The organism is Prolixibacter sp. DSM 2831, from assembly GCF_056493735.1.
Window position 1 is genome coordinate 4,632,952 of record NZ_CM151379.1, and the last position, 16,306, is coordinate 4,649,257.

General features: G+C 47.1%; 11 protein-coding genes. All 11 read left to right on the forward strand.

Translation table 11 applies throughout. The features are described 5' to 3' along the window. Positions 1-40 precede the first annotated feature (40 nt). The 11 genes from AC060N_RS19205 to AC060N_RS19255 all read left to right on the forward strand — a co-directional run bounded on the left by AC060N_RS19205 (position 41) and on the right by AC060N_RS19255 (position 16,291). Positions 41-175, forward strand: coding sequence for a hypothetical protein (locus AC060N_RS19205; protein ID WP_255454223.1), 135 nt, complete (start codon positions 41-43; stop codon positions 173-175). 39 nt (positions 176-214) lie between these two features. After that, entirely contained in the window at positions 215-1,426 is a 1,212-nt protein-coding gene (locus tag AC060N_RS19210) for a glycoside hydrolase family 88/105 protein (protein ID WP_479525125.1), read from the forward strand. A 16-nt stretch (positions 1,427-1,442) separates the two neighbouring features. Next, positions 1,443-4,700, forward strand: a complete 3,258-nt coding sequence (locus tag AC060N_RS19215) for a SusC/RagA family TonB-linked outer membrane protein (protein WP_479525126.1) — start codon at positions 1,443-1,445, stop codon at positions 4,698-4,700. A 20-nt stretch (positions 4,701-4,720) separates the two neighbouring features. Beyond that, a complete protein-coding gene (locus AC060N_RS19220; protein ID WP_106540822.1) occupies positions 4,721-6,514 on the forward strand; it encodes a RagB/SusD family nutrient uptake outer membrane protein in 1,794 nt (597 codons plus the stop codon). A 13-nt stretch (positions 6,515-6,527) separates the two neighbouring features. Next, positions 6,528-8,135, forward strand: coding sequence for a DUF5123 domain-containing protein (locus AC060N_RS19225; protein WP_479525127.1), 1,608 nt, complete (start codon positions 6,528-6,530; stop codon positions 8,133-8,135). Between the two features lie 255 nt (positions 8,136-8,390). Further along, on the forward strand, positions 8,391-10,085 hold the full coding sequence (locus tag AC060N_RS19230) for a T9SS type A sorting domain-containing protein (RefSeq protein ID WP_479525128.1): 1,695 nt from the start codon (positions 8,391-8,393) through the stop codon (positions 10,083-10,085). A gap of 16 nt (positions 10,086-10,101) precedes the next feature. After that, positions 10,102-11,088, forward strand: coding sequence for a pectinesterase family protein (locus tag AC060N_RS19235; protein WP_479525129.1), 987 nt, complete (start codon positions 10,102-10,104; stop codon positions 11,086-11,088). A gap of 14 nt (positions 11,089-11,102) precedes the next feature. Further along, the gene (locus tag AC060N_RS19240; protein ID WP_479525130.1) at positions 11,103-12,059 is read left to right on the forward strand and encodes a pectinesterase family protein; all 957 of its coding nucleotides are present in this window, start codon (positions 11,103-11,105) and stop codon (positions 12,057-12,059) included. A 27-nt stretch (positions 12,060-12,086) separates the two neighbouring features. After that, positions 12,087-13,739: a glycoside hydrolase family 43 protein gene (locus AC060N_RS19245; RefSeq protein ID WP_479525131.1), complete on the forward strand. Its 1,653-nt coding sequence runs from the start codon at positions 12,087-12,089 to the stop codon at positions 13,737-13,739. 1 nt (position 13,740) lies between these two features. Further along, the gene (locus AC060N_RS19250) at positions 13,741-14,571 is read left to right on the forward strand and encodes a rhamnogalacturonan acetylesterase (RefSeq protein ID WP_479525132.1); all 831 of its coding nucleotides are present in this window, start codon (positions 13,741-13,743) and stop codon (positions 14,569-14,571) included. 10 nt (positions 14,572-14,581) lie between these two features. Next, on the forward strand, positions 14,582-16,291 hold the full coding sequence (locus AC060N_RS19255) for a glycoside hydrolase family 28 protein (protein WP_479525133.1): 1,710 nt from the start codon (positions 14,582-14,584) through the stop codon (positions 16,289-16,291). Positions 16,292-16,306: the final 15 nt, after the last annotated feature.

Here is a 16,306-nt window from a genome sequence, read left to right on the forward strand (position 1 = left end):
ATCAAGCAGATACTTACTCCTAATTTCGAAATCGGATAAAATGGCACGCTTAACAATGGGCAACACTTTTATGGATCAAATGCGACATGATTTGAAAAAATCATCCTGGGGGATCACCATCATCTTGGTTGTTCTGCTCATCGCATTAACCATTCTTGTGAATATTCTTTTCTGAAAAGAAGAGAGTAATAAGCGTATCAACTAACGAATCATTATGAAACTGACTATGTTCAATGGGAAAGTTCTGACCTTGTTTTTACTGGGACTTACCATTACACAATGTGCGCCTTCGAAGAAGAAAGACAATTCGTCTGACAATCGGGGGCTACAAATGGCCGTTCGCATGGCCGATTCGGAGATCGCGCACTTTCCCAATGCAGCCTCGGTTGACTTCAAGCCCAAAGGAAAATGGGACTACACCGGCGGATTGATTGCTTCGTCGATGATGAAACTTTGGAAAGTGACCGGCGACCAGAAGTATTTCGACTATGCGAAATCCTATGCCGACCAGTTTATCGCTGAAGATGGTACCATTAAAGGCTACAAACGAAGCGACTTCAACCTCGACCGGCTGAATTCCGGTAAGTTTTTATTCCCACTTTACGAACAAACCCACGAGGAAAAATACAAGAAAGCCATCTTTATACTTCGTGACCAATTGAAGGACCAACCCCGCACTCCGGAGGGTGGCTTTTGGCACAAAAAGAGGTACACCAATCAAATGTGGCTCGACGGGCTGTATATGGGAGCCCCGTTCTATGCTCAATTTGCGAAAGTATTCAATGAGCCAAAAGATTTCGAAGATGTCATCAATCAATTCCTCATCGTCAATAAACATACGTACAACCCGAAAGTCGGACTGAATTACCACGGCTGGGACGAAAGCAAAGAGCAACGCTGGGCCAACCCGAAAACGGGCTGTTCTTCTCAATTCTGGGGACGGGCAATGGGATGGTATTCGATGGCCCTCGTCGATGCGCTCGATTTCATTCCGGAAGATTATCCGAACCGGGATAAACTCATCGACATTTTAAACCAGGTAGCAGCAGGAATTGCCAAATGGCAAGACCCCAAATCAGGCGTTTGGTACCAGGTGCTTGACCAGGGGAACCGTAAGGGTAACTACCTCGAAGCGTCAGCATCCTGCATGTTTGTTTACACTCTTCTCAAGGCTATTCGGTTACATTACATCGATTCAAAGTACAAAGCCGTAGCGGTAAAAGGCTTTGATGGAATACTGAAAAATTTCATCAAGGAAAACCAGGATGGCACCATTAGCCTGACCAATGTTTGTGCAGTGGCCGGTTTGGGTGGCAATCCGTATCGTGACGGAACCTATGAATATTATATAAAGGAACCTGTACGGGACAATGATCCCAAAGGCGTGGGTCCCTTCATTCTTGCATGCCTTGAAATAAAAAACTAAATCAATTCTTATTAGTATGACAGACTTTAAAAAAGAAAAACAGAAAAGCCTGCGCTGGCATATATCCCGCGTAGGAATTCTTGTGTTAGGTCTATTTTTACTGGTTGCTTCTGGTGCATACGCCCAGAATATTACCGTTACAGGTAAAGTGACCGATGCTAAATCCCATGAAAGTATTCCTGGCGCTAATGTTGTAGTAAAAGGAACAACAAACGGTACCATCACCGACCCGAATGGTAACTACTCTTTGAGTGTTCCGGCTAACGCTACACTCGAATTTTCTTTCATTGGCTACAAAACCCAGGAAGTTCCTGTGAATGGCAAAAAAGTAATTGATATTAAGCTCGCTACCAGCTCAACCGAACTGGACGAGGTTGTTGCCATTGGTTATGGTACCGTGAAAAAGAAAGACATTACCGGATCGGTTGCTTCTGTGCAAGGCTCGGATTTGCAGAACATTCCGGTAACCACGGCTGCGGAAGCTATCAGCGGAAAGCTGGCTGGAGTACAGGTTACTTCGACCGAAGGTTCTCCCGATGCTCAGATCAACATCCGGGTGCGTGGAGGTGGTTCCATTACCCAGGACAATTCGCCGCTCTTCATCGTTGACGGATTTCCGGTAAACAGCATTTCCGACATTGCTCCTTCCGACATCCAGTCGATCGACGTACTAAAAGATGCTTCTTCTACCGCTATTTACGGTTCCCGTGGTGCAAACGGTGTAATTATCGTGACTACCAAAAGCGGTAAAAAAGGTAAGGTTTCGGTTTCCTATAACGCTTACATGGGTTTCAGTCAAATTGAGAAAACACTGAAAACCCTCAACCCGGAAGACTATGTGAACTGGCAGTATGAATATGCCGTTTTGCGTTACGGTGGTACTACTCCGGATGATCTGGCGTCATACACCCGGTACTTTGGTTCTTACGAGGACATCGATCAGTATAAGGGAAAAGTTGGAAACAACTGGCAGAAACAGATCTTCGGTCGCACCGGACAGACGTTCCATCATGACGTAAGTGTTCGCGGAGGTTCCGAAAAATTCAACTATGCATTCAACTACGCTCATGTAAATACAAAAGCGATTATGATGAACTCAGGTTTCAACCGCGACTACCTGGCGTTGAAACTAAATCATAACCCGAACAAGAAAGTTGCCCTTTCGTATTCTTTCCGTTACTCGGATACCAAAATCGACGGTAGTGGTACCAACGAACAAAACGAAGTTTCGTCGGCTGACTCGCGTTTGAAGCACAGTGTGGTTTATACTCCGGTTCCGCTGCAGGGACTCGCTTCCTCGGCAAGTGACGATAACGTTTACAGCTACCTGATCAATCCGATTACGGCAACCAACGACAACGACCGGAAACAGTACCGCAAAAAATATAACATGGCCGGTAGTTTCTCGTGGAAACCAATCGACAACTTGCAGTTCAAATCGGACGTAGGACTGGACATTTACGACTATACCAGCGACCGTTTCTATGGTTTGACCACCTACTACGTGTACAATGTCCCGGCATCCGATTACCAGGGGCAGCCGGCTGCGATGCTCGAAAATGAGAAGCGTCAGCGCCTGAGAAATACCAATACCCTGAATTATGACTTCAAGAAACTTCTTGGCGAAGACCATAGCCTGAAAGTGTTGGTAGGTGAAGAGTTGCTTCAAACACAAAATGCGACGCTCACGAATGTTATTCAGGGTTACCCCAAACAGTTTACCTCAAAAGAGGCATTTAAACTGACAACTCAAGGTACTCCCTATACGATTGACAACTACTACAGTCCCGACGATAAAATGCTTTCGTTCTTCGGTCGTCTGAACTACGACTACAAAAACAAATACATTTTATCAGCTACTTTCCGTGCCGACGGTTCCAGTAAATTCTCCAAAGCCAATCGTTGGGGATATTTCCCGTCAGCTGCATTTGCCTGGAGGATTTCCCAGGAAGGATTTATGGAAGGTACCCAATCATGGCTGAGCGATCTGAAACTGAGATTGAGTTACGGTACTGCCGGAAACAACAACATTCCGTCAGGACAGTTAATACAGTCGTTCGAATCACATAACTCGGCATGGATTGACCAGGTTTCGACCTATTGGTCTCCGTCCAAGACTATGGCGAATCCCGATTTGAAATGGGAAACAACTTATACCCGCAACATCGGTTTGGACTTTGCTATGTTCGATAGCCGTTTGAACGGATCATTCGAAGCATACCTGAACAACACCAAGGACCTGCTGATTCGGTTCCCCGTTGCCGGAACAGGATACGATTACCAGTACCGGAATATGGGGGAAACCCAGAACAAAGGTTTGGAGTTCTCGGTGAACTGGGCAGCTCTTAACAAGAAAAACTACGGACTGAACCTCAGCTTCAACATCAGTTTCAACCGCAACAAGATCAAATCACTCGGTGTAATGGATGACTTCGGAGAATCATCAGGCTGGGCTTCAACTGATATTGGTAATGATTACTGGATTGCCGTTGGTGGTTCGGTTGGTGAAATGTACGGCTATGTTTCCGACGGACGCTATACCGTTTCCGACTTCTCGGGATACGATGCTGCTGCCGGACAATGGATACTGAAAGATGGTGTAGTAGATGCCTCTGAGGTGGTAGGAACGCTTGCTCCCGGTGTCATGAAGCTGAAAAACATCACAGGTAATGATAACGTTGTAAACTCTGAGGACCGCACCATTATTGGTGACGCCAATCCGAAACACACCGGTGGTTTTACCCTGAACGGCCGTCTTTACAATTTCGACCTTTCGGCTGTATTCAACTGGAGTTATGGCAATGACATCTACAATGCCAACAAAATTGAGTACACTACCGCATCGCAACGTTACCAGTACCGTAACATGATCGACATCATGGCTGATGGAAAACGCTGGACCAATATCGATAAGTCTACCGGACGACTGGTGACCGACCCGGCAACACTGGAAACAATGAACGCCAATACAACCATGTGGTCTCCTTACATGCGCCAATATGTATTCAGCGACTGGGCTGTTGAAGATGGTTCATTCCTTCGTCTGAGCACTCTTACTCTGGGTTACACCCTGCCGTCGAACCTGACCAACAGGTTTAACATCAACAGTCTGAGATTTTACGTTACCGGTTATAACGTCCTTCTGTTGACCAACTATTCCGGTTTCGATCCTGAAGTTTCAACCCGTCGTAAAACACCACTTACTCCGGGTGTTGACTACTCTGCATATCCGAGAAGCCGGCAAATCGTATTTGGTTTGAATCTTAATTTTTAATCCGACTTATGACATTGAATATGAAAAACTTAATATATATCATAGCCATATTTTTGGCAGGCGCGGTAACCTCCTGTAGCAAGGACTACCTCGATGCGCCTACAAAATCTTCACTGGACGAATCGGTTATCTTCTCGACGTATGATTTAGCCAAATCAGCTGTCGATGGTATCAAAATCGACTTTGGAGAAACTGACTCCTACCGCGGACGTTTTCTGCCCTGGTACGGGATGAACACCGACATTGAATGGTACAATTCTTCGGAAAAATACCCGGATGGGAAAGCTGACTTGTGTGTTTACGCAGCCACTCCCACCAACTCACAAATGAATAAAACCAGGAATGCCTGGGCGAAAATGTACGAAGGTATCGAAAGGGCAAACATGTGTATCAAGGGTATTAAAACCTACGGTGATCCGCAGCCGGGAAACGACATGGGACAACTGCTCGGTGAAGCATTGACTTTGCGGGCTGTCTATTATTCAGACCTGCTGAAAGCCTGGGGTGACGTTCCTGCACGTTTCGAACCAATCACCACAGCTACGCTTTATTTGCCCAAAACCAGTCGTGATTCTATTTACAAAAAGCTGATTGCCGACCTCGGCGAAGCTGAGAAACTGGTTGCTTGGCCAAACGAAAGCAGCGCTACCAGCGATGTGGAACACGTAAGCAAAGCATTTGTAAAAGGTTTCCGGGCCCGTCTCTGCATGGTTGCTTCCGGATATTCACAATACCCAGATGGTATTCACAGAAGTACTGATCCCGATTTATCGGTTGATAAAATGTACACACTGGCGTTACAGGAATGCCAGGATGTAATCAACAGTGGAACCGTTCACCTGCAACCATCTTTCGAAACCGTTTTCAAGAATAACTGTAACGATGTTATTACTGCCGGAAACGAATCACTTTGGGAAATACCTTTTGCTGACGGACGTGGCCGTATGCTTTTCACTTTCGCCGTTCGCCACAAGAGTGCTGACCAGTTTACCGGCCAGCCCAAGGGAGGTCAGGCAGGCCCTCTTCCCTACATGTACTATGACTACAATGGTCAGGATACCCGTCGTGACGTTACCTGTGTTCCTTATTACTGGGGAATGGCTGATCCGAACACTGGCATCGCTCAACAAGAGCTGTCTGATATCGATACCTGGTATTTCGGTAAATATCGCTACGAATGGATGACTAACCGTCGTGTTACTTCGACCAACGATGACGGAGTGAACAAAATTTACATGCGTTACGCTGAAGTCATTCTGATGGCCGCCGAAGCAGCCAATGAGTTGAACGGACCTTCTGCTGCTGCTCCTTACCTGAAAATGATTCGCGAAAGAGCATTTCCGCAGAGTGAATGGACGGACGAAGTCGATAACTATATCGCTGGTTTGACCACCAAGGATGCCATGTTTAACGCTATCGTGAAAGAAAACAAGCTGGAGTTCACCGGCGAAATGATCAGAAAGCAGTCGCTTATCCGTTGGAACCTACTCGATACCAAACTGAACGAGGCGAAAGCAAAAATGTATAACCTTCGGGCAAGAACCGGCGAATATGCTGACGTTCCTTCTGAAATCTACTACGATTATGCTGATGACGGCGTAACCCTGAAAATGTATGGTCTGAACAGAGGCGAAACTCAAGACAAGTCGGGCGACTACGCTTACCACACCAGCTGGGCCGATCCTTCCAATCTGGTCGATAGCAAAGTGGAATCCATCTACGCTCAGGATCCTGACCAGCATCAATTCTGGCCCATCTGGCAGGTATTTATTGATGCAAGCAACGGTAAATTAACTAATGACTATGGTTATTAATAATTTGAACTTCATGAAAAACAAGCATATAACATTAGCAATTATTATCGGACTGTTCTCCATGATCTTCGTATCATGCGAGGATAACATTCCGGCAGTAATCGACCAACTGAAATTCGATCGGGTATTCACGCCCCTTAATTTTCAGGTCAGAATACGGAACATGACAACCGCTGAGCTAAGCTGGGACGAGCGTGGCGACGCCCAGGCATATGTCGTGCAATTCAGCGAAGACAGCCTGGTATTTGATAACATCATCCGAACGGATACCATTACACCAGCGCAGAATCCATTTAGTGCTACATTCGACGGAAATACCCGTTATTCAGCAAGGTTGAAAGGTATCAGCGACAGCATCTCTGAATCGCATTGGGCCATGGTTACCTTCAAAACCGACCCGGAAAATATCTTCGAAACACTGGCTGACAACGACCTCCATGCACTCAGCGTAACGCTGAGATGGCCAGCCGGAAGTGCCGTTACCAACTTTGTTATCAACCCGGGCGACATCAACCGACCGATAACCGACCAGGAAAAAGCAGCCGGTGCAGCTACCATTACCGGTTTATCAGACCAGACGCATTACTCGGTCACTCTTTACAATGGGACCAAAGTTCGCGGAAACATTGAGTTTACCACGCTGGTCGACATAGGTAATGCAACAGCTGTTTATCCGACCGATACGCTGAGCAAAGTGATTGCAGCTGCGAAAGACGGTGATGTACTCGCGCTTTATCCTGGAGAGTACAACGCTTCGGCTGGAAATATAACGATCGATAAATCAATCTCAATTAAGGCAGTATTCCCGTATGACCCACCAGTACTGCACAATCAGTTTGTGATTACGAACGGAGCTGCAGACGTTGAATTGAATAGTGTAATTCTGAATGGCGCGTATACAGATTCAACGGGCGTGGATCAGACCCTGGATGAACCGATTCAGTACAGCAGTGACCTGGTAAATGCAACACTCAACTCACTTATCATTAAAGGCTGTACCGTCGATACCTACAACAAATCGTTCATTTCTGCATCGAGTGGTGTGTTTGAAACCGATTCTATCCTGATTGATAACTGCCAGGTAAGCAATGTTTACAATAGTGGAGGTGACTTCCTCGACTTCCGTAAATCGTACGTAGCCCACCTGACGGTAACCAACAGCACATTTAATTACTGTGCAACGCTGAATACCCGTGATTTCATCCGTATGGATGGTGACAGCAAAGGCAACACCTACGATGACGGCACCAACTTACCGATAATCGTGCTTAGCCACTGTACGCTGAACGATGTGATGAACAGCACGTCGTCTACCAAGCGGTTGTTCTACGTTCGTTGGTCACAAAACCAAATCACGTCCGAGTACAACTCGTTCTCCGATATGGGTAGTTCAGTATACTCGAACCAGTCAGCTACTTCGCAGCCCACTTGTAACTATAACAATTATTTCAACGCTGACGGTTACATCACTGTCGACGGAACTGTATTGATTGATAATTCAACCACATACACCAACGTTGATCCGGGTTATGCTGACCCCGCAAACGGTGACTTTACCATCAGCAATCAAACATTAATTGACAACCTGGTAGGTGATCCTCGCTGGCTTCCTGCCCAATAAAAGAATAGATTGAATTATTCCTGTCGGAATAAACAATCAATTTAGTTCTGATATGAGATAAAAACCGAAGTTCCTGCGCATTCTTGAGCAGGGCTTCGGAATCTCATACCAAACCTGGAAAAGTAAGCTTTCAGGAAAGAATGCTCCAGACACCAGGTTGACGAGAATTTCCAACCCTATTTTTTCGATTCGTTACGGATGTTAAGAGTTCGATAAAACGAACGTCATACCACTGGAACGAGGCAAATGAAAACGATGAAAAAACTGATTCGACTAATCTTTATATCCTTTCTGATATCACTATGGACGGTATCGGCATTTGCCCAAAGCAATAATCTGTCCGCTTTCCCCGGAGCTGAAGGCTATGGCAAGTACACCACCGGAGGACGGGGTGGCCAGGTTATTTATGTTACCAGCCTAAGCGATGATTACGCGCCCGGCACACTTCGCTATGCCCTGTATCAATCGGGCCCCAGAATCATCGAATTCAAAATTTCAGGTACCATCCAATTAAAATCGGACCTGAAGATTACCAAACCGGATGTAACCATTGCCGGACAAACGGCACCGGGTGATGGAATCTGTCTGCGCGATTATCCCGTAATCGTTGAAGCCGACAATGTCATTATCCGTTTCATGCGTTTCCGCATGGGTGATGCTGCCAAGAAGCAAGACGACGCTCTGGGCGGTCGCAACCATAAAAATATTATCATCGACCATTGCTCGGCAAGCTGGTCGACTGACGAATGTGTTTCGTTTTACGATAACCAAAACTTCACCCTTCAGTGGTGCATTATTTCGGAGAGCCTTCGCAATTCCATCCATGAAAAAGGCTCCCACGGCTATGGAGGTATCTGGGGTGGAGAGAAAGCCACCTTTCACCACAACCTGCTGGCCGATCACGACAGCCGCAATCCCCGTTTCTGCGGAAGCCGGTACACCAACCAACCCGATGAGGAATTGGTCGACTACCGCAATAATGTTATTTACAATTGGGGACACAACAGTGCCTATGCAGGCGAAGGCGGTAGTTACAACATGGTGAACAACTATTATAAATCGGGACCAGCTACTTCCTCTTCTGTTCGGTTCAGGATACTGCAACCCTACGCTGACGATGGTTCCAACCAGCAACCAGCCGGTACGTATGGTCATTTCTATATCGCCGGCAACTATGTCGAAAACAGCTCGAACGTAACCAATAACAACTGGACCGGCGTTTCGCTGCATTCTTCATTTACGACTTATGCGCCCAATGTTACGCTCAGTGACGTGAGAGCGGCAAACGAATTCTCGGTAGAACCGGTAAAAACGACCACCGCACAGGAGGCGTACGAAAATGTACTGAACTACGCCGGAGCCTCGCTGGTCCGTGACACCGTCGACAAACGCATTGTCCACGACACCCGAACAGGAACTGCTACTTACAACGATGGAGGTAACGGCAGTACGGGAGGAATTATCGATACCCAAACAGCTGTTAAAGGATGGCCGGAGTTGAAATCCACCACTGCGCCTGCTGACTCTGATGAGGATGGCATGCCCGACGAGTGGGAAAAAGCCAACAACCTCGATCCCAATAATCCAAATGATGCACAGAAAACAACCATCGATGGTGAATATCCCAACGTGGAAGTTTACCTCAACAGTTTGGTGGCCGGTATCATGCAAAACGAAGGAAGCGTGGCAACCGCTGTCGGAGAAATAAAAAAAAATATCGACCCGTTGAAGGTCGTTCACAACCAAAGGACGAAAACGCTGGATATCCGCCACACCCGTACGATTGTCAAAGTAGAACTGTATTCAGTCACCGGAACGCTAATCAAGACATTCAATACCGCTCAACAAATACTGACCATTCAGTTGCCGGCCCTGGCAAAAGGGGTCTATATCGTGCGGGTTTGGGATGATCAAAACCGTGCTTATTCACGAAAAATATTGAATTACTGAAAGCAAAACATAGCATATGAACCGAAAAAGCCTTCTCATACTCACCATCTTCAGCGTTGTTTGTCAATGGTCATTCGCCAGGACAAATGACAGCTATGATTTTGTGGTTTCGAAAAACGGAGACGGCGATTTCACAACGGTGCAGGCGGCCATCAATGCAGTGCCCGATTTCCGCAAGCAAACGACCACCATCTACATTGAGAATGGTGTGTACAAGGAAAAATTGGTTCTTCCGGCTTCCAAAAACAAGGTGACGTTTATCGGCGAAAGCGCAGACAGCACCATCATCACATACGACGATTATGCATCGAAGAAAAACCGTTTCGGTGAGGAAATGGGAACGACCGGTTCATCCGGCTTTTACATCTTCGGGAACGATTTTACCGCTAAGAATATCACCTTCCGGAACACAGCTGGTCCGGTGGGGCAAGCGGTTGCTGTCCGCATTGTAGGCGACCGCATATTTTTCGATCACTGCCGTTTTCTCGGATTTCAGGATACACTTTACCCTTACGGGGAAAACAGTCGCCAGTACTATAAGAACTGCTACATCGAGGGAACCGTGGATTTCATCTTCGGCTGGTCGACCGCTGTATTCGATCATTGCCATATCTTTTGCAAAAGTCCGGGTTACGTAACGGCGGCCAGTACGATGAAAGACACGCCGTTCGGATTTGTATTCCTGCACTGCAATATCTCGGGAAGCGCTCCGGCTCATTCTGTATATCTGGGGCGTCCCTGGAGACCTTATGCTAAAACCGCTTTCATCGAGTGCAAACTAAGTGATGTCATCAAACCGGAAGGCTGGTTCAACTGGAATAAAAAAGAGGCTAAAAAAACGGTCACTTACGTGGAATACAAAAACACCGGAGCAGGTGCAACTCCCGACATGCGTGTATCGTGGTCGCACCAGCTGACGCCAAAAGAAAGACAAAAATACACGCTGGAGAATATTTTCAGGGGATGGATTCCCGGACAACCATTCAAGGAAAAACACCGATAAAAAAGGAGACAACCATGAACAAGAAAATACAACTATTCGGAATTATTGTTTTGGTGCTTGGTACAATTGCCTGGTCGTGCTCCAGAAACAACGATAGGCGGATGATTGTCGCTGCAGACGGCTCGGGTGATTATACCACCGTGCAGGAAGCCATCAACGCAGCGCCTTCTTCTTCGAAAGAAACAACAGTTATCTATATCAAAGCGGGCATTTACAAGGAGAAAGTCGTTGTTCCAGCAGACAAGCAGAATATTCACTTTATCGGTGAAGACGCTAAAAATACCATCATTACCTGGGATGATTATTCCGGAAAAGGCGATATCAACACATTCACGTCCTCCACCCTGAAAATTATGGGCAACCACATCCTGATGGAAAATCTCACTATCGAGAATTCTGAAGGTATGCGTGGACAAGCTGTGGCTCTTGATGTAGAAGGCGATCAATGTGTGTTTAAAAACTGCCGGATTGTCGGCAACCAGGATACACTATACGCAGCAGGCGATAACGCCCGTCAGTATTTCAAAAACTGTCACATCGAAGGAACTACCGATTTCATATTCGGTTCGTCAACGGCGGTATTTCAGGATTGCAATATCCTGTGCAAAAAACAGTCGTTCATTACAGCGGCCCGGACTCCGAAAGGTCATCCATTCGGGTATGTTTTCATGAATTGCAAAATAAAAGCAGTTCCCGGTATTGGCCATGTTTACCTGGGCCGTCCATGGCGGGCTTATGCCAACGTCGTTTTCATGAATTGCCAACTGGGCGGCTTCATTCGCCCCGAAGGCTGGAGCAACTGGCACGACACCGACCGTTACAAAACGGCTTTCTACGCCGAGTATCACAACACCGGCGCAGGAGCGGATACAACGCAACGCGTTTCGTGGTCGCATCAGTTAACCGATGAACAGGCGCAGAAATATACCGTGGAAAATATCCTCGGATTGAACAGTTGGAAACTGAAATGATAGGAGGCTACGAACCAGACATCAACCATGAAAAAAAGAAATAAAATATTACTCCTGGGGTTGTTACTCATAGCCGGCCACATCAATCATTCCGTGGCTCAACAAAAGACCGAAAGTCTTTATGTGTCCAAAGTGTGGGTAGCCGATAATGGTGACGGAACTTACAAAAATCCGGTCTTGCATGCCGATTATTCCGACCCGGATGCGATTCGCGTTGGTACAGATTTCTACATGACAGCTTCCTCGTTCAATTGTATTCCCGGCCTGCCCATTCTCCATTCAAAGGATTTGGTCAACTGGAATTTGATTGGATACGCGCTGCCTAAGCAACCTCCTTTCGATGTTTACGATAAACCGCAACATGGCAACGGCGTGTGGGCTCCCTGCATCCGTTACCACGATGGCGAATACTACATCTTCTACCCCGATCCGGACTACGGGATTTATATGATCAAAGCCCAAAATCCAAAAGGGCCCTGGTCGGAACCGCTGCTAATCAAAGTCGGGAAAGGACTGATCGACCCGTCTCCTCTTTGGGACGATGATGGCAAAGCTTACCTGGTTCACGCTTTCGCGGGAAGTCGCGCCGGCGTGAAAAGTGTATTGATGGTCAGCCGGATGAAGCCTGACGGAACCGGATTAATCGGAAACGAAGTGATGGTTTATGACGGGCACAAAAACGATCCGACAGTGGAAGGCCCGAAATTCTATAAACGCCACGGCTATTACTACATCTTCGCTCCGGCCGGCGGTGTACCCACTGGCTGGCAGATTGTTTTGCGTTCGAAAAATGTATTTGGCCCCTACGAGCGAAAAATGGTAATGGCGCAAGGTTCAACCGCAATCAACGGGCCTCATCAGGGTGCCTGGGTGGAAACTCCCGACGGACGAAGTTGGTTCCTTCATTTTCAGGATAAAGAGGCTTACGGTCGCGATGTATTGCTGGAACCGATGACCTGGAAGAACGATTGGCCGGTAATTGGCGTCGATAAAAATGGTGATGGAGTTGGCGAACCGGTGCTGACATGGAGAAAGCCCGACGTTGGTCGCACTTATCCAATCGTAACGCCGCCCGAAAGTGACGAATTCAACAAACCGAAGCTGGGACTTCAGTGGCAATGGCATGCCAATCCGCAGGTTACGTGGGGTTTTCCTTCCGGAAGACTGGGTTTCTATCGGTTAAACTGTATTCCCAAACCGGATGGCTTTGTGAATCTCTGGTCGGTTCCCAATCTGCTGCTGCAGAAATTTCCCGCTGAGGAGTTTATGGTCACCACCAAATTGACGTTCCATAATCGCTTCGAAGGTGAAGAAGTGGGACTCGTTGTTATGGGCGAAGATTACCAATACATCAAACTTGAGCAGGAAAACAAACAACTGTTGGTGAAAACGGTCACCTGTCACGATGCCCGGAAAGGGAATCCTGAAAAGGAAATTTTCCAACAAAAATTTACTGGCCAAACGGTGTACTTCAGGGTAAAAGTTCGCGAAGGCGCTGTTTGTAGTTTCAGCTTTAGCGCCGATGGTAAGAAATTCACCGAGGCAGGGGGAAAATTCCATGCCGTTCCCGGAAGATGGATTGGTGCCAAAGTAGGCCTTTTCGCCTTACGAAACGGGAAAATAAACGATGCCGGCAACGCCGATGTCGACTGGTTCCGAATTGAAAAAATTGAGAAATAATATGTCAGGAAGAAGAAAACTGAAATTTGAAATCCTTCTGCTGCTCCTTGTGCTGCTACCGGTAACAAACGCATGTTCCGGGAAAAAGAAAGAGCAGGAAAAGGAAAAAGTCTGTAAGGTTTGGATTATTGGTGATTCCACAGTGGCCAACTACGCCCTGGAAAAAGATTATCCGGGCAAACGGTTTCCGATTACCGGCTGGGGACAGGTCTTTCAACCTTTCCTGGCAAAGGACAGCCTGAAACAGGTTGACCACTTAATTGATGCCGACAGCGTGGTGGTTGACGACCGGGCCAAAGGCGGACGTAGCACCCGGACTTTCTTCCAGGAAGGACGCTGGCGCGAAGTCTATAACCAAATTCAACCGGGCGACCTGGTTTTGATGCAGTTCGGACATAACGATGCTTCGAAAAACAAACCCGCACGATATGTCAACCTTCAGGGCTATGCCGAATTCCTGCGCCTCTTCGTAAATCAAACCCGCGAAAAAGGAGGAACACCGATTCTGATTACTCCGGTGGCCCGGAATTATCCGTGGGTTGACGGGCATCTGGAAAATGTTCATGGTGGTTATCCGGATGCGATGAAAGAGGTGGCAAAAGAACTTCACGTCGACCTGATTGACCTGAATCAACGTTCCATGGATTTCTTCTCCCGGAAGGGTAAGGATTATGTGACTGAAAACTATTTCATGAACCTCCCGGCCGGAGTTTATGAAGCCTATCCTGACGGACAACACGATAACACCCATTTTCAGCCGGCCGGAGCACGAGAGGTGGCCCGAATGGTATTTGAAGGCCTGAAGCAATTGAATAGTAACAAACTGAACTAAGATAAAAACGATGAAGAAGCGAATGATTGCTGGTTTTATGAGAGCGAGTTTACTACTGGTTTTGGCAGGACTTTTTGCCTGTAGCGAAAAACCAGCACCCAAGGTGGAGTCAGACAACATTTATGATGGGCTGGAGTTCCAGATGCCGCATATTACGGTTCCCACATTTCCCGATTACAAGGTTTCGATAACCGATTTTGGAGCCGTTGGCGATGGTCAGAAATTGAATACGAAGGCTTTCGCCGAAGCGATTAACGATGTAGCCAAAAACGGTGGCGGTACGGTGGTTATCCCGGAAGGAATCTGGCTGACAGGCCCCATTCGGTTGAAAAGCAATATCAACATTCACGCCGAGACTGGTGCATTGGTGATCTTCAGCGATAACAAAGACTTGTACCCGCTCATCAAAACCAGTTTCGAAGGCCTCAATACAGTTCGGTGCCTGTCTCCCATTTATGGGAAAAACCTGGAAAACATCGCTTTCACCGGTGAAGGCGTTTTCGATGGCTCGGGCGATGCGTGGCGCCAGGTGAAAAAAAGCAAGCTCACCAACTCGCAGTGGAAAAAACTGGTCGCTTCGGGTGGCATCGTCAGCAAAGACGGAGAAACCTGGTATCCTTCCAAAAGCTTTGAAAAAGGCGCTGAGCTGAGTGATATGAATGTTCCCAGAGACTTCACCACCATGGCTCAATTCGAATCTATCCGAGACTTCTTGCGTCCGGTAATGGTTAGTCTGGTTAGCTGCAAAAACGTATTGCTCGACGGCCCGGTATTCCAGAATTCACCTGCATGGTGCCTTCATCCACTGATGTGTGAAAACCTGACGGTACGAAATGTGGATGTACGCAATCCCTGGTATTCACAAAACGGCGATGGCATCGATATTGAATCGTGTAAAAACAGCGCCGTATATAACTGTACTTTCGATGTAGGCGACGACGCTATTTGCATCAAATCGGGTAAAGATGCCGACGGACGGAAACGCAACATGCCCACCGAAAACCTGATCGTGAAGAACTGTACCGTTTTCCACGGGCACGGTGGCGTAACCGTTGGTAGCGAAATGTCGGGCGGTGTGAAGAATATGCACGTTTCCGACTGTACCTTCATTGGTACCGATGCCGGACTGCGCTTCAAAAGTAATCGCGGACGTGGCGGTGTTGTCGAAAAAATCTACATCTCCAACATCAACATGATTGACATCCCGAGCAACGCTATCTCTTTCAACCTCTATTACAACGGAATGTCGGTTTCTGAAATCATGAAGAACAAAAAGGACGAATCCAAAATCGATGAAGTAATTCCGAAGGTGACGGTTGAAACGCCGCAGTTCAAAGATATCAGCATCAAAAATATCAACTGCCGTGGCGCCCAACAGGCAATTTATCTGCAGGGGCTTCCCGAAATGAACCTGGAGAACGTGACGATGGAAAACCTGACCATGGAAGCCAAAAATGGTTTATTCTGCATGGATGCCGATAACGTGAAGATCAAAAATCTGAAATTGAAAACAACCCGCTTCCCGGCTGCGTCGTTCTATAACTCGAAAAATGTTTCCATCTCCGGCCTGCAATTGTCTTCGTCTGATAAACCGCTGATTACCGTCGACGGCAAAAGAACAGGAAAAACGGATATTCAGCTGGTTCCCGGAACCAAGGCAAGCAATTTGTATGTTCTTGGTAAAAATGTGGATGCAGCCAAAGTGAAAATCGCAGAGTAAACAGTCGTACCGGAA

Bases quoted from the DNA above. Each gene is read 5' to 3' on its own strand.
- AC060N_RS19205 (WP_255454223.1), top strand. From the start codon at position 41: ATGGCACGCTTAACAATGGGCAACACTTTTATGGATCAAATGCGACAT.
- AC060N_RS19210 (WP_479525125.1), top strand. From the start codon at position 215: ATGAAACTGACTATGTTCAATGGGAAAGTTCTGACCTTGTTTTTACTG.
- AC060N_RS19215 (WP_479525126.1), top strand. From the start codon at position 1,443: ATGACAGACTTTAAAAAAGAAAAACAGAAAAGCCTGCGCTGGCATATA.
- AC060N_RS19220 (WP_106540822.1), top strand. From the start codon at position 4,721: ATGAAAAACTTAATATATATCATAGCCATATTTTTGGCAGGCGCGGTA.
- AC060N_RS19225 (WP_479525127.1), top strand. From the start codon at position 6,528: ATGAAAAACAAGCATATAACATTAGCAATTATTATCGGACTGTTCTCC.
- AC060N_RS19230 (WP_479525128.1), top strand. From the start codon at position 8,391: ATGAAAAAACTGATTCGACTAATCTTTATATCCTTTCTGATATCACTA.
- AC060N_RS19235 (WP_479525129.1), top strand. From the start codon at position 10,102: ATGAACCGAAAAAGCCTTCTCATACTCACCATCTTCAGCGTTGTTTGT.
- AC060N_RS19240 (WP_479525130.1), top strand. From the start codon at position 11,103: ATGAACAAGAAAATACAACTATTCGGAATTATTGTTTTGGTGCTTGGT.
- AC060N_RS19245 (WP_479525131.1), top strand. From the start codon at position 12,087: ATGAAAAAAAGAAATAAAATATTACTCCTGGGGTTGTTACTCATAGCC.
- AC060N_RS19250 (WP_479525132.1), top strand. From the start codon at position 13,741: ATGTCAGGAAGAAGAAAACTGAAATTTGAAATCCTTCTGCTGCTCCTT.
- AC060N_RS19255 (WP_479525133.1), top strand. From the start codon at position 14,582: ATGAAGAAGCGAATGATTGCTGGTTTTATGAGAGCGAGTTTACTACTG.